This is a genomic window from Desulfosporosinus fructosivorans, from assembly GCF_004766045.1.
In the GTDB taxonomy this organism is placed as follows: domain Bacteria; phylum Bacillota; class Desulfitobacteriia; order Desulfitobacteriales; family Desulfitobacteriaceae; genus Desulfosporosinus; species Desulfosporosinus fructosivorans.
Map to the genome: position 1 here is coordinate 237899 of NZ_SPQQ01000004.1, position 17698 is coordinate 255596.

Sequence of the window (17698 nt, forward strand, 5' to 3'; positions counted from 1 at the left end):
CCACCTCACTCTGTAAGAGTATCTAGGCTTTGATCGGCACTCCATTTTTGTTAAAATACTTCTTTCCAAAAAACAAACTAACATTAACTAAACCGATCATGACAGGCACTTCAATGAGCGGGCCGATGACTGCTGCGAACGCGGCTCCAGAGTTGATTCCGAACACCGCGACTGCAACAGCAATGGCCAGTTCAAAATTATTACTCGCCGCCGTAAACGCTAAGGTGACCGTTTGACCGTAGGGAAGTCCTTGTCGCCAAGCCATATAAAAGGAGACGAAATACATAATTGCAAAGTAAATCAACAGCGGTATCGCAATTCTTACGACATCCAACGGTACAGAAACAATAGTCTGACCTTTGAGTGAGAACATGACAATGATTGTAAAGAGCAAGGCGATTAGGGCGAGTGGGCTAATCTTGGGGATGAATTTTTTCTCGTACCACTCTTTTCCTTTCATAGGCAATAGTATCAAACGCGTCAGCATCCCCGCAAAAAAAGGAATTCCCAAATAAATAAGCACACTTTGGGCGATCTGCCAAATACTGATGTTAACGTTAATACTCAGAGCAAGACCCAGCCAGTTCGGTAGGACGGTAAGAAAAATGTAGGCATAAACTGAATAGAAGATAACCTGAAAAACAGAATTCAGAGCAACCAACGCAGCAGCATACTCTGAGTCTCCTTTAGCCAGACTGTTCCAAAGAATTACCATGGCAATACAACGGGCTAAGCCAATCATAATAAGTCCAGCCATATACTCAGGGTAATTATGCAGAAAAATGACAGCGAGACCGAACATTAAAATGGGCCCAATAATCCAGTTTTGAATTAACGACAAGGTCATGACTTTACCATTTGTGAAGACACGTCCGATTTCCTCGTATTTCACTTTTGCTAGAGGTGGATACATCATCACGATTAAGCCAACGGCAATCAGAATATTAGTCGTCCCCATCTGAAATTGGTTAATAAAATTCGTGGTACCAGGGAATACAAAACCTAGACCAACCCCCACTGCCATTGCTAAAAAAATCCACAAGGTTAAATAGCGATCTAGGAATGATAACTTACGGGTTACTGACAATTCGACATTCATATTAATCAACTCCTTATATTGTTATTAATATCTAACCGTTATCCAGCAAAATCAGAACCCAGTCCAATCTCTTAAGTTTTGCAACCTTTGGCATGCGTCAGGCTTTCCTCGTCCTCTTTGACCTTGGGAACCATGGGCAAAAGTAAGCCTATCAGAGGATTTTCCATATTCAGCGAATAATAAGTCCATTGTCCTCCACGACGTTCATTCACAAATCCCGCTTGACGCAGTCGTCTCATATGTTGGGACACTGCCGGTTGGCTTATTTCAAATACTTCTGTCAGATCACAGACACATAACTCTCGTCCTTGAAGCAAGGATAATATTCTCAAACGCGTTTTATCCCCAAGCACTTTAAATTCTTCCACCATTTCTTCAAAACGTTGTCTGGTGCTCAAGGGCTTTGCCTCCTTTCTGTAGATTATATGATTCTCGTATCCCCATATGCTTATATAACTATATTATTATATGTTTGGTATAATTACAACTACGATTTCACCACAAAGAGACCGTTGCGGTCTCTTTGTGAGGCGTCGAATTAAGCCCACAGGGTCCCTTAATATTACGAACCCTTCCTAACCTCGTCATATATCTTGCTGTTGCTGATCCCGCCATACAAACGAACAACACCGTTGACCGACACCAGCGGTAGAGCAAAGCCGTTCTTGAACATGGTATGTGCCGTATCATAGCCCTTTAAATCATCCTCAAAAACATCAATAAACTTTAATTGTACATCAGCCGCCAGCTCACTTTCCTGGAAAAACCGGACCAAATCCTCATACATTTCTCCCATAGTTTTTTCAGTCATCGACCCACAGGCACCACCACAACTGCATGAACTAGCCGGAGCTTCTTCACGGATTCCGAACACATCTACCTGAACCATGGCCTTTTCCTCCTCCCCTTCTTTCAACACTCCCAAAAGACACAAGATTTCGTGCACTCATGGACAAACTGTTATTCCCCGTCCCCAAAGACAATCTCCACACGAGGGTACTTTCATTTCCTGTGCATCCCCCTCTCAATTCCCAATTAATAAATGTCGGTTTTCGACTTAATCTATAACCATATTCTAGCACACAGGTTGTAACGCATATAGCGTTTTAATTCGAGTGGACCCAACTCTCCCAGCAATTGTTCTTCTAATGCCAAATTGAGTTTTTCTTTCTCTTTTTCCGTATAACATTGATATCCCCCTTTAGTATTTCTTTTTTAATATCTATGCTTATAATAGTGAAATCGTCCAACGAAACGCTGGACGATTTCACTATTATAAATTCCCAATTGACTCCTTGGCTTCATTGGCTTCTACGACATGATCCCGTATCATGACAAAGCTCAAAAATAACGTGATGATGAGCGCGATACCATTAATCAGGAAAAGGTTACTGAGCCCCACGCCTGAAATTACCCTGCCCCCAATAGCAGTACCGACGCCGCCCCCACCCATGAAAAAGAAGGCTACCAGTGACATTGCTGAACCTCGAGCTTTCTGGGCAAACTCTGTCGCTCTTGTGAGAAGCGTGGAATGCGTAAAGATGAAACCAAGTCCCAATAAGGCAATACCTAGTATCAACATCCCTAATACGTTACCATATTGATAGATAATTAGATCGGCGACAGCTGCTGACGCAAGTCCTAAGCTCAATACTTTACGCGCACCGATTTTTGCTGCTAACTTACCACTCATTCTCCCACCAATCACTGACATGATTCCAAAGGCCGTCATAATTAAACCGATGTATAGATAATTAAAGCCGTAGGTTTTAGCAATGTAAGCTCCTGCGTAAGAAAAGCTTCCGATGATGAAAACGCCCTCCAGTAAGACGATGATATATGTAAACAAACTTCTGCTCGTTCCCAGCAGCTTAGCATACGGCGCAAATAATTTGCTGTCGGGGTGCTTCTCCGACGGAAGTAGCTTATAATTTTTAATGAGCAGTACTGTTGGAATTACAGCCAGTATCGCATAGACACCAAATACCCCTTTCCAATTGAGGATGTAGGCAATTGTGCCTCCAATGGCCATGCTGAGTCCTTGACCAAGAAATGAGATACCCATAAACGTCCCTATCGCGCCCTGTCTCTCCTGGATTGGGAACATATCTCCGATCAAAGCAAGGGAAATTGGCATAACTGACGCGGCAAACACTCCAGTTAAGGCCCTGAATATTGACAAACTCGTTAAACTTGTGCCGAGCGCACAAAGCCCCGTCGCTACCGTAAAGAGAATCATTGCAGAGGTTATTACCTGCTTTTTCCCATATCGATCTGCCAAAGGGCCAAAAATAATCTGAAAAATTCCAAAGGGGATCATATAGGCCGAGATTAAGAGTCCCGCGCTTGAAATGTCAATATCTAGATTCTGAGAAATGGCTGGCAGTATGGGAGACACCACCCAGTTATCTGCCATGACGATAAAACCTGCTAAACCAAGTAACAGAACGATCTTATTTCTATCCTTATTTGTACTCATCCACTAATCCCCCTTCGATCCATACAATAACCTTGTTTTTTCTAACATCGAGGTTGTTTCGATACTGCTCAGATCTTGACACGATTTGACTGCTTTCAATTCACCTCCTACAGTAGTATATAATGAATTTATAATATAATAATCTAATTATACTCCTATTCCCTAATTCTTCAACCCCATTACAATTCATAATGACAAGAAAATAAGTGGAGCTTTAACAAACCACCATAAGGTTTGTTAGAGCTCCACTCATTTCTTCCTAATACACTCAAAAGGTCCCGGCATGCTGAACTTTCAGTATGTCAGGACCTCTTAATAGTTAGGCTTTAAGTTCTTTTTCTAAGATCTCAATGATCTTCGCTTTGTTTGGTACTTTTCCAACTAGTTTAACCACCCCGTTAATAACGAGTGCTGGCGTACTCATGACTCCATATGACATTATTTTCTGCATGTCCTCGACCTTCTCAACTTGGGCTTCTATCCCCAACTGAGCAATACCCTCTTTAGTTACCTTTTCTAACTTTGCACAATTTGAACAACCAGAACCTAAAATTTTAATTTCCATAGTCCCAACCTTTCTTTACAATTATCTTGCGATAAAGGAATGGCATTTCTAATCTCTTTGGCCTCCTTCAGCCGCCGCCCAACCTCGACGGCGTTGTTAAGTACTACTTTTTCGGTCTGCTCTTTAATCATATTAATTTCAGCCGCGATGACGAGCGGCGTGCGTTCTGTTATCATATTGCTCATGATTATTGCCAATCCCTTCTTGTACTTTATTCACATCATATGGGATTGGCTTGAAAAGCGTGACAGCCTCCTATAAACGGCCTGTCCCAAATACGAAAACGTTGTCGTATTTGGGACAAGCTTGGGTTGTATAAATTTAAAAAAGCGGTCCGCAAATAATAACCTTCGGACAAGTAAAATCATATACTATACGGACAAGCCGAAATTCAAACGGCTTGTCCAAGCGAAGGAAAGGATGTGGTAACGATGGCGGTAGTAGGGATGCCTTTAAATTCGACGTCGTATACCAGACCGCCCCCCCCCCGCCGCCGGCGGCCCGATACTCAGGCAGAAAAGCCTGAGTGATGTGAGATCCGACGCTGCGGAACAGGCTATGACAATTGGAGGTTCTTACATCACACGTTAGGGGATAAAGCTTTTTACACTTTTTAAGCCAGGTATCAAAATGGGCTTTGTTCATTTTGTCTATTCCGCTACAATTAAACTTTGATCACTGGCCTTAACCTACTTCTTCTTGATCGGGGAAGTCGCTTCCTTCAGGGCAGTATTTGCCGCGTTGACTATTGCATCAACGGATATCTTGGTTATATCGATTCGGATTATTTCCAGTGGCATAAGTGGGATTCCCTTTCAAAGGATTACTGGGTATCACATACTTCTAACGCTATTTTCAGCTTGTCAAAATTCATCTTCAGTTACGCTTTTTTAAGTCCAGATATTTTATCAATTCCTTCTCTAAGACACATTTTATCATAGCAATACGTGATCAAATTTGCTAACTCTTTTATATCCTCAACAGAGTCAATATATATCCTCGATTCTCCTACCTTTTTTGGAGCTGCTTCAATTTTAAAACCGTTAGAGTATTTTTCCAAAGTCTCTGATTCCATTCTTGTAATAAAATTTCTATGAGTGCTATCTAGATTTATTCTAACAAACCAGTTATTGAGGTTAGATACATAAATCGAAAAATAGTTCAAAGTATCCTTATACCCTAGTTGATCGACATTTCTACCGTATTTTGCCAACATCTCTTTAATGTACTCAAAAGATTTAAGTTCATCATCCGTGGTGATGATTTCCTTACTTTTAATCTTGTCATCAATTTCCTTTTCAACGATAACATCAGGCTCAGTATTAACTTCCTGTCGGTATAGACCATCACTTACCCTATCCAACACAGCATTGGATATAGATTGTTTAACAATAGGTCTGAATTTGTCTACTATATTGCTTGTAATCCTATTGAAATTGAAGTCCTTTAGTAGAAATCTGACAAATTCATCACTAGGGTTTTTCAGCAACTCTTTTATATTATTGTCCAGTGTAGATGCATAAGTAAGTTCTTCGGCACATCTTGTCAAAGACTCTTTATTGAAAGAATCTTTCCGGAATTTAGCTAAATTTTCAAAGTCGGATTCTTTTAATTTTGTAATGTTTACTACAAAGAATGGTTTATTATCCATGATATTAGTATCATTAATGTCGGTGAAAAACTTGTACTCTATACCGTTTGTAATAATACCTACACTTACGTCCTTAGTGGAATTAAAATATCTGCATAATTGAGCATCATGATTATGTAATTTCTCATTCACAGATTTAGCTTCAAAAAACATCACTGGACTAGAATCTTTAAATATAGCATAATCAACTTTCTCGCCTTTTTTCTTACCAAAATCAGCGATGAATTCAGGTCTTACTTCAAGAGGATTATAGATATCAAAACCTAGAACTTGAATGAACGGAAGTATAAGGGATTGCTTTGTCATCTCTTCATTTGTAACATGGATTCTTCGTTCAGCGATTTGAGTTGATAATTTCTGTAACTCCTCTTTGAATTCCATATAATTACCTCTTTCCATTAATATACTTACTTCTTAACCCCTATGAAGTCGTTTCCAATATAATTAATGTCACTCCGCTTTATTGTGCTGCAGTCTGCTTCTTAAATATGCTTGAAGGTTTTCATCACGGCAGAATATATAACAACCTTTCATACCACGGGTCATCAGAACTTTATAGATATTTTTTATAAGATAAGTCAGTTCTTCCGGCTTTTGTTTTAAACCTTTTTTGCCAGTTTTATCATAGTAGTCGCCATATGAGGCATAAATCTGCATAGTCTCTGGATTATATCTTAGATCATTTCCTACAATAACCCCGACATAGTCAAATTCCAACCCTTGGGATGTATGTACACAACCTATTTGATTCACTTTTTCAGCGTCAAAGGCCCATGTATATTGATTGCTTCTGCTGTTCCACGGCATGCTGAATCCATGTTCAGTCAGCTCAACGTCCTTAACTTCAGCATTCGTGTTTCCTTCCGCTTCGGATGTCCATGGCCATGCAAATCCTGCCAGCATCCGTGCTTTGAAACCCACTTCATTTCTTTCTTTTACTTTTTCCAATACCTTCTGCGGGGTGTCCATAATCATGAAATCAAAGGCGTCTCCATCCCAGCCGTCAAAATTCGCCGTATCTTCAATACCAAGATTATGATCCAACCAATTTAAAAAGCCTTCCGCACCTGCACATCTGAACTGTGCTTCTAGCTTTATTTCCATCACTTCAGAACCAAACTTTACTGCAGCTTCCTTGATGGTACCCACCGTTCCGACATCCTCTGGTCGTATTCGTTGGTTATCATCGATAAAGAAAACATTAACTTTAGAAGCCTTAACTATATCCTCTACCTGACTTTCACCTTTGTACATATAGGCCCCTTTTTGCTTAAGTCGATGTGCTTCATCGACGACAAATACGTCAAATTCATCTTCCAACGCATTATAAAATGAGCCCGAGCCTGAAAACAAAACTCCTAAACGCTTTTTACTATGCTTTTTATTATTGGATAACATCTCCACCATTGCAGCCCTGAACGATGCATTCGGTGCCACGAATTTCAGGTTCTTTCCCTGTTTTAGTAGTTCAACAAATGCGTTCATTGCAACGATAGACTTACCAGTACCGGGTCCACCGTTTACAATAATCGTCGATTTCTCCGTTGCTTTTGTTGCAGTGGTAATTATGTTTTCGTAAGCCACCTTTTGCTCATCTAGAAGGGTATATACTTCATTTCCATCAAACATGTCCGAAACATATTCCACAAACTTCTTTGAAGGTTTAATCTTCCCATTTTCAATTTGATAAAGAATATCAAGTCCATTTCCTTTGCCTACATACTTCTTGATGAAATCCACAAGTTTTCCGGCATCCTCCGAAAGGAAAACTGGCGTATCTCTGATGATTTCCTGATATTGCACTGCCGTTAAAGGCTCCGGATTTCTCCTTGTATAGTTATGAAGATAGGCACATGAGTATGGATGAATATTTTTTGCGTTAACGGCCTCATTCATATCAGATATATGTTTTTTGTATGAATAGGCTTGATAGGACGGATGAGCCACCTCTCTAACTTTGCCGCCAACATAAGTTGTGACGATATCCTCCTTGTTAGTTGTACCGACTTTATCCCACTGTTTTAGCTCAATAATCACGAAGTTCGCATTATCATGCTTGTCATGTCCTGATACAATGAAATCAATTCTTTTGCTGGTGTTTGGGATCATATATTCTATCAACACACCACAATCATCCGGTATCTTTGATCTTCTCAGTACCGTTTCCATAAACTTAAGCGAATAATTCCACGCTCGTTTCTCCGATTCCGCTACCTTTCTCCCATATTTGGACATGAACTGAACATCTATATCATAAACGATCTTATTATCATCAACGGCCGTCCGGAATCCAAGTGCACTGTTCTGGTAAATAATCATATCACTTACTCAATTCGGTATATTTTTTCTTGCTACCATATGCTTTTTCAACTTGGTATTTCTCCCCATTTCGTTTAAGTTTTTCTTTAATAATCTCATTTACATCAACCTGCAGGGCATCAGCCATCATGATACTGTAAATTAACACATCCGCCAATTCCTCTACAATGCTGATCTTCTTTTCTGGTGCGTCTGTTTCACTGCCTGTCCATTGGAAGTTCTCCAACAGTTCCGCAGCCTCTAAAGAAATAGATATAGCCAAGTCCTTTGGATTATGAAACTGTTTCCAGTCCCTCTCATCCCTAAACTGAATTACCTGATCAACAACATCTTCTAGCATTTCTATCACCTTTCTCAATTGAAATCTTTAGACAGACATTATGATAACCACTTTTTGCATAATTTGTTCAACTTCGCAAGCTATCATTGCTTAAAAGCAACCCTTTTTCTGCACAACTGGCATATTGTTCGCCTGCGGCAATAATGTGGTCAAGCACAGATATAGAAATCTGTTCTAAAGCAATTTGGATTCTTTTTGTAACCGCAATATCTTGAGGCGAAGGAGATGGACTTCCTCCAGGGTGATTGTGAGCTAGGATAACGCTATGAGCTTTATGGCGTAAGGCTGTTTCCACAATGATCCTTGGGTAAACTGGGGCTTGGTCAATGGTCCCCTCATGGACGAGTGCCGGATAAATCACGTTATGTTGGGCATCTAGACAGATTACATAAAAAACTTCATAAGTTCTTCCCGCACAGAGCGTTAAAACATACTCCCCTGCTTTGTCAGTGCTATTGAGTGCCGGTCTAGTTCCCCACCGATCTTTCAGATAAACCCGAGCAAGAGAAGGTATAAGTGCCAACAAAATAGCTGAGTTTTCGCCTAAACCTGGTGTCTTGGACAGATCTTTGGGATCGGCTTCCAAAACTCCCGACAAAGAACCATATTTATTAATCAAAGAATGGGCGAGTTCATTGGTATCCCTTCTCGGTATGGCGTAAAACAACAGAAGTTCAAGGATTTGATGGTCTACAAAGTCGTCCAATCCTTCTTTCAGAAATCGATTTTTCAATCTACTTCTGTGTCCTTCGTGCATGGATCAACATCATTCCTTTCGTGGTATTGTCAAATTTCTATTCTTAGCGTTATTTCTCCACTTTTCCATATTACCCTGCTTTCTTTGGTTAATTAATCCAATCTTTTCTTGCTCTGAGAACCATCGGAAATCTCCTCCAAAAAACTCTCAAATAAGGGCTACCTAAAAAAAGGTGACGTATCGAAACTAAGTTTCGCCACGTCGCCTTACTCTTTCGGATCTTCCACATACCCAACTCAATCAGAGCTTCTTTTTCAAACCAGGACACCTTTACCCCATCTGGGAAAGGACTAGTGAGTGGATAGGAAATGCGGTACTTTATGAGCAATATTTGGGCGGTACCAATCCACTAAAGAGTCATTCCCTATCGTCCGGACCGGACGGATCCTTAACACTTCAGCAACCAACTTCACCATGATGACCGCAGCAGCTTGAACCGCGACGAATTTTAATCCAGTTGTTCCTGAAGACCATTCCTAATTTAACTAAGGAAGGTTCTTCTCTTCGATGCCAATTGCTGAAAACAGCCTGAATACTAGGCCGGAACTGACTTTTCTCCCCATTATCGTGCTGATGAGGTTGTTGATGGTGCTGGAAGCATTTTCATCCCTTCATTCCATGATTGCAAATCGTAAATGCCTCGCTGAAAGATTAATTAGGTATCATATATATGTATATAATTATATTGTAGCAAATATTGGTTTTTTTATATTCTAGACTGTGTTGTACCAAATACACACGAAAGGTCCCGGCATGCTGAACTTTCAGTATGTCAGGACCTCTTAATAGTTAGGCTTTAAGTTCTTTTTCTAAGATCTCAATGATCTTCGCTTTGTTTGGTACTTTCCCAACTAGTTTAACCACCCCGTTAATAACGAGGGCAGGCGTACTCATGACTCCATATGACATTATTTTCTGCATGTCCTCGACCTTCTCAACTTGAGCTTCAATACCCAACTGAGCAATACCCTCTTTAGTTACCTTTTCTAACTTTGCACAATTTGAACAACCAGAACCTAAAATTTTAATTTCCATAGTCCCAACCTTTCTTTACAATTATCTTGCGATAAAGGAATGGCATTTCTAATCAACTAACGTTCGGTAAAATGCCTCATCAACGCTTCCCCTTCTTTAAATTGCTGGGCAAGAATCTTCGCGACATTCTCTAAAATCGTCAACGCTTCAGGGTATTTGATGCGATACATAACTTTCAAGCCCACTTTAGTTGATGTAATAATTTGTTGTTTGCGCAAGATACTTAAGTGTTGCGATAAATTTGACTGCTCGACTCCCAAATCTTCGATCAGCTCACAAACACAGACTTCCTCGTTGTTCTTTGCCAGTCGTTCGACAATACGTACCCGAGTAGGGTGCGCTAAGGCCTTAAAAAAATCGCTCTTCAGGGCCACGATCTGTTCTTCCATATAAACCCCTCTAATCCTCTTTACATTAATCTGCCTGTGAGGTTACTAATTAATAATATTATAATATACATTCGGCTCCAAATACAACTACTTGTGTGGCAACTGGAGGTTAAAGTCTCGCCCTAAAGCCTAAACATGGTCCAGCAGATTAATAATACGCAGGGACATGGGTATAACATCCAACTTTAGTACTGGATAATAATAATTGACCTTTTCACCATAGACATTATAACAACTTTAAGCTTAGTGCTCTTCTCAGCCCAAAGATTAGGACACGATATAGCAATTCTTAAAACTATTTATCAGCATCTTTGTGTGGAATCTCGATTTAATAAATCGACAATTTATTAGCGTATCTCTGATTTTATTATGACCCAGGCGCTTAAATCTTCCTTTTATGTTAAATTATTTATTTAGACTATTTATTTTACAAAATACCCGATATAATTATATAAATCAAATTATTCGAATATTTAAAATACAAGTAAGGAAGGAGATCACCAATGGATGAAATGAAACAATTTATTCAATTTAAACTGGGTATACTCGATTATGCAGTGGAAATGAGTAGCGTTCGAGAGATCCTCAAACCTGTGAAGGTCACACAACTTTTGGGTGCACCCGCCTACATTCAGGGCATTGCTAAAGTTCGTGACGGAGTTGTTACTATTGTGGATTTGAGGAAAAAGTTCAATATTGCACCAACCGACGAAGGCGAACCCCGAATCATGATTTTCGAATCAAACTTAGACACCGAAAGAATTGGACTTTGGGTAGATGATGTGGTTGAAATTCAAGAAAGTAATTCTATTGAGCAAGCCCCGAGTATCATACACAAGGGCATTATTAAGGAAATTCTAAAATTAGACAACGCTATTATTCCAGTACTGGATATTGAAAAGCTATTTTCCAGTGATATTATAAATTGGTTAGGTTCCGATATCGAATTAAACGCTAATTCAACTTTAGCTCAAGAATTTTAATCCTTGGAGGTAATGATTATGATAGAAGATTATATACAATTGGTCGATGTGATTTTTGACACAGATTTTGAGAAAACATCTGTCTTCTTATTTGACCTTGAGAAGTATATTTATGTAAGAATGGGTTCCGTCATTAAACTTCCCCTAGATGTTGGAACCATATTACCAGCCACGTCAACGTCTTTGGAATGTCTTCAAACCGGTAATAAGGTTCAGCGAATGGTTGGTGCGGAGATATTAGGGATTTCTTACACTGGAGTGGCTTATCCAATTAGAGAAAACGGAGTCATCATCGGTGGAATCGCTGTCACAGGTTCAACTGAGAGGGAAAGCTCACTTCGGAAATTGCCCTCGTTATCAAAAAATCTCTCCGAGTCCTTGCAACAGGTCGCAGCCGCTATTGAAAATATTGCTGCCTCAGCTCAAGCACTTGCTGACGGTGGGCAAGCGCTCACTATACAATCACAAGAAGTAAACGACAAGGCATTTGCAATGGGAGAAGTCGTTGAATATATCAATTCAGTTGCAAGTGATACGAAGGTTCTTGGTCTCAACGCGTCCATCGAGGCGGCTAGAGCCGGCGAAGTTGGACGAGGGTTTGCTGTAGTAGCCACAGAAATTCGAACGATGGCAATATCTAGTGCCACCTCTGCGAAAGATATCCGCAAAATCATCGGTGGTATTCAAGGTCTAGTTGGTAAAATGACTATAGAATTAGAAAAAGTAGGTGGTAACACCCAGGAAGTCTCTGCAGCAGTTGAGGAAATCGGAGCAACCATTGAAACCCTTGCAGAGTCTGCAATAGAACTAGCAGCGTTAGTTGAGAATATTTAAAAAAATAATTTACATTCCCGAAAAGAGAGCATTCCCTTTTGCCTTTGAAATATATTCACTTGACTTTGCAGCTTTTCCTTCAATGGCAAAATATTGTAACAGGTTACGCTTAACTGGCCTGGTTAAATCGGAAATATAACTTTCGCTGGCATCATGCAGAAGGCAGCCGAGTTGTACCCGTTCGGAATACCCACGTTTTTTAGCCTCGTTATAGCAATGAATCGAGTGTTGGGCAACTGAGTAAAAAGGCCAGATTCCTCCACAATACTAACAATACTAAGCAAAAAAAAAGACGCTTACTAAAGCGTCAAATCATAGTTATACATCCAAGCCTGTCCCAGAAACGAATACGTATTCGTTTCTGGGACAGGCTTGGATAGAAAAAGGCCCAGTATCTACATTATATGGAATTAAGCATCAAATTTTCCAACACATAGAGTAAGTCTGGAATAATTGAAAAATTAAAGTGCATAATAATTTAAATACTTTAAGGAGGCTGAACCAAATGGAAATAGATATAAAAAAAGACCGCTTAGTTGCTGGAGGTATAGCGGGTGTTTTAGGTGCTTTTAGCAATGTTATTCTAGGTTATATATTTAAATCGTTAGGTTGGTCCGACCGATCCTTTTATGACTATTCGACAACATTGTTTGGCGGGTTTGTCATGTGGATGTTATTAACATCACTCGGAACAATGTATAACATTCCTCTTTTCAGCGATACTCCTCTTGACGTTGCTTATACAACTCTATTTACTGCTTTAGTTTATGGCATTGTGATTGCTTGGGCTTTAAGGACTATTGAAACAAAAAGTAAGTTATTATGATAGTCATGCAAAATGTTCTTTTATTAGACCTATAAATTTAATTGCAAGCATTCACATTAATGCACACTATTATCGTCTCAACGTGCCCTGTCACCCCAAAAGAGCTATATTTTTATATAGTCATTTTGCCGTGACCACGGTGACTTGTCTCTGACTCTGAGGTATACTTTACCCATGCGAGGGGCTACAATCATGGAGTAGATGTCTTACTATCATCTTCTTTGGTTTGTTTTTATGAAAAAAGAACCTCCGAAACTCAATAATTTTTAGTTTCGGAGGTTTCCGCATTCCATTTATAGTATTTATTCTTACTAGTCTTCAGTAGTTGCATGAACTACTGATGAATATGCGCTTGTTCCAGAACTGTTTACAGCCTTTACTTTATAATAATAGGTTGTATCATCGGACAAATCATCATCGGTATAACTTGTGGTTGTAACGGTATCAACTTTGGTGTAAGTTCCGAAAGAAGAAGTCGCTCTGTAAATATAATAGGATGTTGCATCACTAACAGAATCCCAGTCTAGGTATATTTCGCTGGAACTTTCAGCTATAGCAGTAAGATCATCCGGTATGGACAGTTCATCAAACTCATCAGAAGTTGTTGCATGAACTATAGATGAGTAATCGCTTGCTCCAGAACTATTAACAGCCTTTACTTTATAATAGTAGGTTGTATCATCGGACAAATCATCATCAGTATAACTTGTGGTTGTAACGGTATCAACTATGGTGTAAGTTCCGAAAGAAGAAGTTGCTCTATAAATATAATAGGATGTTGCATCACTAACAGAATTCCAGTCTAGGTATATTTCGCTGGAACTTTCAGCTATAGCGTTAAAGTCAGTTGGCGCAGACAGAGAAATGTTAGATGTGCCTTCAACGAGTTGGGTTAGGCGTTCAGTTAATTTACTTTTCATTTCTGTGGCTTGAGCTTCGGTAATAGTACCAGCGGTAACTGCATCATCAATAGCATCACCTAAAAGTGCCTCAAGATCTGACAACAGAGTGCTTTCACTAACACCGCGACTTTCAGCAATTTCAACCAAGGTATTGCCAGCTTGTAACTCATCAATAACGGTTTGTTCATCGACACCTAGAATACTTGCAACTTGGGAAATAATGTGAAATTGAAATACCGATTGTCGGTGCACCTGTTGTCCAACTCGTTGACCAGGCTTTTGATCCTGTTGTCCAACTCGCTGACCAGGCTTTTGATCCTGTTGTCCAACTCGCTGACCAGGCTTTTGATCCTGTTGTCCAACTCGCTGACCAGGCTTTTGATTAGCTTGCATGGAAGCAGCATTTGCTACTGGAACATTTGAGAGTATACCCCCAGCAAGTAAACATCCTACAGCTAAACTGACTAACGTTTTTTTTCTGAGTTTGGACATAATTTATACCTCCCCTTCTAAATTATGGGTTATATTAAGTGATACGTATTAATTATTCAGTTTAGGTGGGTGTATAAAAGAAAAATATTCAAAACCCTAAAACCTGTTATTTAAAGATGTACAGACCGAACTTTGTCTTATGGGATGGTATGCACATGCTGGCGCTGTCCATACCCCAAGGATTAAACGTGACTCCAATATGAAAAAACCGAAACAAACACCATAGTAAATCGACGTAAGAAAGAGAAAAGCGGACTTTAGCACTTCGGATTGTACCAGCGCTAGTTTTCTTTGCCTTTGGTATTGTGGAACAATCGGCCACTGTGATTTTACCCCGAACCTTTTATGCTGTTAGAATATCAATAAAGGAATGTGCCCTTGCTTTCAGAAAGCTTAGGCACATAAATCGTGGCATTTGCCGCAATCTACTTCCCTACGAACGTGAAACAATCCAATCCCCCTCTTGATGAGGGGAGATTGGATGTTTTAGCTACCGTTGTCAGAGAGGACTCCTGTATATACGAGTAACGCACCTGAGAATCGACGCTTTCCGATCGATCCGAATTGTTGGGTACAATGTTATTATGCAATATCCATCTTAAACTAGACTGAATCTTACCTGAAAGTTTACTGAAGCTCATCTGAATGTTTGCTGAAACCGATCATAGCTAATTAGCTCTCCGCTCACAAAAAAAGCCAGAGTAAATTCTGGCTTTTTCTTAACCCAATTGTTACCTACTTTTTAAATCACACCGAATAATCCAGTTTAGTCATCATCTAACTTCATCATGGTCAAAACCCATGGTTAAATCAAATTTTGACAAAAAAAAAGCCCCGGAAGGCCTGATTTTACTGGTCGGAGCGGCGAGATTCGAACTCACGGCCTCTACCACCCCAAGGTGATTTGTTGCGTTTATCGCAACTATTTAACTTTATAGTGTTCATGCATGTTCCATACCCCGTGTATAATGGTAACTTTATTTCGTTATCACAACTATTCGTCACAGAAATAAGTCCTTAAAATGCTTAGTAATCTTTTGGTCGGCATTTTGGTCGGCATTTTGGTCGGCATTTTCCTTGGCAAGATGTTTCCCTAACCCCTATTTTGCAAGTGCTTTCCACGCGATAACTCTCCAGTTATGTAAGGCTAAATGATGTAAATAGTTTTACTCGTTGGTGAATTCATAAGAACAAAATCTAGAGGTGCTCAAGCTTTGTTAACCATTGATCAAAATGACTACACTGGGATCTGATTGTATCAAGACCAATTTCCATTACAGTTAAACAGCCGTGAAGAGGTTTTTCATATTCGGGAAATATATTTAAGATTCTTTTCGACGGTGCAGTTAATGGAGAATTATTTATTTCCTCTGGGGATTCAACAGATTGTGCTATTGTACGAATTAAATCCACCTTTTCTTCTGAGTTAGGAAAAGTATAAGCTATTTTTTCAGGAGTACAAAAAAGAAATGCTTCAAATTCATGCAACATAAGATAAGGAATAAACCTAGTATCATTTATATCCTGTTTCATTTGTTCTTCAAGATATTCAACTTGTACATATCCATTTCCAATTGGCAATGAAGAATATCCAGGGGCATCGGTTGGAAAAGCATAAAAATCGAACATGGTTGTAATAGCATTTATATTTGAATCTCGACTAAGTAGTTGAATATCAGTCTTGATTTTTGTATAACTGTCTACACCACCTCTATATCGCCTACAATTACCTACTCTTTTAGTACATACCCTTGTAGCATATGGAAAGATGTCATATTGACTAAGGTGGTCAGATAAGATTTCTTTAACAAAGGTTTCCTCAGTTTGCCCCTCAACTAAAACGGCTAATCTCTTAATCACTATGGTCTACCTCCAAGGACATTCTTTTCCCAGAGTTCTCCTAAGGAGTATGCTTCCAGCCAGTCTTGGAATTCTTCAGAGGTAGGCCTTTTTAAAACTGATTGATCATTCTTATAATCCACTACGATTAAATCCTCTGGCTCTAATTGATCTACTAATAAAAGCGATTGGGTTGAAGCAATTATTTGAGTTTTCTTAGATACACTCTTAAATAGTGACCCTATAATATTAATAGCATAAGGGTGCAAGCCTAGCTCTGGCTCGTCAATTAGAATACAAGAAGGAAGATCAGGCTGTAATAACAATGTGGCAATACAAATAGTTCTGATTGTACCATCTGAGAGCTGACTAATATCAAAATAATTATCAGATTCTTTATGTTTCCATTCAAGTCGAATAATATCTGAATTCAATTTTGCAGGCTCCAAAATAAAGTCTTCAATAAATGGAGCTATCAATTGTACAGTTTTTAGGATATAGGAATAATATTCAAAATGATTTAGTTTTAGTAGATAGAGAAAAGCTGCTAAATTAGACGCGTCAGGTCTAAGAATCCGATTATCATTGATGTCACAATTTCCTTTAATCTTGGATGATTCACTAGTATCATGAAAATGATATACACGCCAACTTTTAAGAGAATCTAAAACTTGGTCGGCTACAGAGTAGCCTTGTTTATTTTTAGATGCACTTATTAAAGAAGTTTCTTTGTGTCCTGAGCCGAGATAGTTCTCCCAAGGCTTTGGATAGTTGTCTTCATGATAAGAGATATACTCCTTAGCGAAAAACATTTGATTATTAATAGTAGGTTCTAAAACAAACTCATAGGCGTTCTTACCAAATTCCAAATATGCATCAATTGAATCTGTATGTTTTTGACCAAAATATAAAAGAGCATTGGAACCACCAGACTTTGTAACGTAATTCTGTAACCTTTGATTAACCATTTCATTTAGCATTTTAAAGAAAGAAATAAAGTTAGATTTTCCAGCTCCATTTGGTCCAATAAGTATATTAAGAGAGGAAAGTTTGACATCAGAATGCTTAATTGATTTAAACCCTTTGATTTTAATTCTATCTAGTTGCGGCATTTTACCACCTCAGTTTTTTAAATACGCGTTTTTCATTAGTAAAGTAAATTCTATTTTTTCACCCTATAATCCTTCT

General features: G+C 39.1%; 19 protein-coding genes and 1 pseudogene. 3 read left to right on the forward strand and 17 right to left on the reverse strand.

The window, feature by feature from the left end; genetic code table 11:
• Positions 1 to 22: 22 nt before the first annotated feature.
• From arsB to E4K67_RS13210, 13 genes are all read right to left on the reverse strand, one after another.
• Positions 23 to 1099, reverse strand: a complete 1077-nt coding sequence (gene arsB / locus E4K67_RS13150; protein ID WP_135547411.1) for an ACR3 family arsenite efflux transporter — start codon at positions 1097 to 1099, stop codon at positions 23 to 25.
• A 71-nt stretch (positions 1100 to 1170) separates the two neighbouring features.
• Positions 1171 to 1497: an ArsR/SmtB family transcription factor gene (locus tag E4K67_RS13155; RefSeq protein ID WP_243454454.1), complete on the reverse strand. Its 327-nt coding sequence runs from the start codon at positions 1495 to 1497 to the stop codon at positions 1171 to 1173.
• Positions 1498 to 1661: 164 nt separating this feature from the next.
• Positions 1662 to 1988 (reverse strand): hypothetical protein, encoded by a 327-nt coding sequence (locus E4K67_RS13160; RefSeq protein WP_199242537.1) that lies wholly within the window; start codon positions 1986 to 1988, stop codon positions 1662 to 1664.
• Positions 1989 to 2372: 384 nt separating this feature from the next.
• The gene (locus tag E4K67_RS13165; RefSeq protein ID WP_135547413.1) at positions 2373 to 3578 is read right to left on the reverse strand and encodes an MFS transporter; all 1206 of its coding nucleotides are present in this window, start codon (positions 3576 to 3578) and stop codon (positions 2373 to 2375) included.
• Between the two features lie 319 nt (positions 3579 to 3897).
• Entirely contained in the window at positions 3898 to 4143 is a 246-nt protein-coding gene (locus E4K67_RS13170; protein ID WP_135547414.1) for a thioredoxin family protein, read from the reverse strand.
• Complete coding sequence (locus E4K67_RS13175; RefSeq protein WP_135547416.1) at positions 4125 to 4328, reverse strand: DUF3102 domain-containing protein; 204 nt, start codon at positions 4326 to 4328, stop codon at positions 4125 to 4127. The genes E4K67_RS13170 and E4K67_RS13175 overlap by 19 nt, the downstream gene beginning before the upstream one ends.
• Before the next feature lie 136 nt (positions 4329 to 4464).
• Positions 4465 to 4788, reverse strand: a complete 324-nt coding sequence (locus E4K67_RS30645; protein ID WP_243454455.1) for a hypothetical protein — start codon at positions 4786 to 4788, stop codon at positions 4465 to 4467.
• A 235-nt stretch (positions 4789 to 5023) separates the two neighbouring features.
• On the reverse strand, positions 5024 to 6175 hold the full coding sequence (locus tag E4K67_RS13185; RefSeq protein WP_135547418.1) for a type I restriction endonuclease: 1152 nt from the start codon (positions 6173 to 6175) through the stop codon (positions 5024 to 5026).
• A 69-nt stretch (positions 6176 to 6244) separates the two neighbouring features.
• Complete coding sequence (locus E4K67_RS13190; RefSeq protein WP_135547420.1) at positions 6245 to 8113, reverse strand: DUF2075 domain-containing protein; 1869 nt, start codon at positions 8111 to 8113, stop codon at positions 6245 to 6247.
• Between the two features lies 1 nt (position 8114).
• On the reverse strand, positions 8115 to 8453 hold the full coding sequence (locus tag E4K67_RS13195) for a nucleotide pyrophosphohydrolase (protein WP_135547422.1): 339 nt from the start codon (positions 8451 to 8453) through the stop codon (positions 8115 to 8117).
• 67 nt (positions 8454 to 8520) lie between these two features.
• Positions 8521 to 9186 carry a RadC family protein gene (radC, locus tag E4K67_RS13200; RefSeq protein ID WP_476728669.1) on the reverse strand — a complete coding sequence of 222 codons (666 nt, stop codon included), beginning with the start codon at positions 9184 to 9186 and terminating at the stop codon, positions 8521 to 8523.
• 813 nt (positions 9187 to 9999) lie between these two features.
• Positions 10000 to 10245 (reverse strand): thioredoxin family protein, encoded by a 246-nt coding sequence (locus E4K67_RS13205; RefSeq protein WP_135547414.1) that lies wholly within the window; start codon positions 10243 to 10245, stop codon positions 10000 to 10002.
• Between the two features lie 56 nt (positions 10246 to 10301).
• Positions 10302 to 10634 carry an ArsR/SmtB family transcription factor gene (locus tag E4K67_RS13210; protein WP_135547426.1) on the reverse strand — a complete coding sequence of 111 codons (333 nt, stop codon included), beginning with the start codon at positions 10632 to 10634 and terminating at the stop codon, positions 10302 to 10304.
• A gap of 503 nt (positions 10635 to 11137) precedes the next feature.
• On the opposite strand from E4K67_RS13210, the gene E4K67_RS13215 reads away from it, so the two are divergent.
• Together E4K67_RS13215 and E4K67_RS13220 are read left to right on the forward strand one after the other, a co-directional pair.
• Positions 11138 to 11617, forward strand: a complete 480-nt coding sequence (locus E4K67_RS13215) for a chemotaxis protein CheW (RefSeq protein ID WP_135547428.1) — start codon at positions 11138 to 11140, stop codon at positions 11615 to 11617.
• An 18-nt stretch (positions 11618 to 11635) separates the two neighbouring features.
• A complete protein-coding gene (locus E4K67_RS13220; RefSeq protein WP_135547430.1) occupies positions 11636 to 12451 on the forward strand; it encodes a methyl-accepting chemotaxis protein in 816 nt (271 codons plus the stop codon).
• 78 nt (positions 12452 to 12529) lie between these two features.
• Here the strand turns inward: E4K67_RS13220 and E4K67_RS31530 are convergent.
• Positions 12530 to 12697: pseudogene (locus E4K67_RS31530) on the reverse strand (phosphohydrolase); the annotation flags it as partial.
• 259 nt (positions 12698 to 12956) lie between these two features.
• On the opposite strand from E4K67_RS31530, the gene E4K67_RS13230 reads away from it, so the two are divergent.
• Positions 12957 to 13277, forward strand: a complete 321-nt coding sequence (locus E4K67_RS13230; protein ID WP_243454456.1) for a hypothetical protein — start codon at positions 12957 to 12959, stop codon at positions 13275 to 13277.
• 311 nt (positions 13278 to 13588) lie between these two features.
• On the opposite strand, the gene E4K67_RS13235 is transcribed toward E4K67_RS13230, so the two are convergent.
• The 3 genes from E4K67_RS13235 to E4K67_RS13245 all read right to left on the reverse strand — a co-directional run bounded on the left by E4K67_RS13235 (position 13589) and on the right by E4K67_RS13245 (position 17622).
• Positions 13589 to 14671 carry a fibronectin type III domain-containing protein gene (locus E4K67_RS13235; RefSeq protein WP_135547432.1) on the reverse strand — a complete coding sequence of 361 codons (1083 nt, stop codon included), beginning with the start codon at positions 14669 to 14671 and terminating at the stop codon, positions 13589 to 13591.
• A 1197-nt stretch (positions 14672 to 15868) separates the two neighbouring features.
• Positions 15869 to 16531, reverse strand: a complete 663-nt coding sequence (locus E4K67_RS13240; protein ID WP_158408471.1) for a DUF4276 family protein — start codon at positions 16529 to 16531, stop codon at positions 15869 to 15871.
• Positions 16531 to 17622: an AAA family ATPase gene (locus E4K67_RS13245; RefSeq protein ID WP_135547436.1), complete on the reverse strand. Its 1092-nt coding sequence runs from the start codon at positions 17620 to 17622 to the stop codon at positions 16531 to 16533. The genes E4K67_RS13240 and E4K67_RS13245 overlap by 1 nt, the downstream gene beginning before the upstream one ends.
• Between the last annotated feature and the right edge of the window lie 76 nt (positions 17623 to 17698).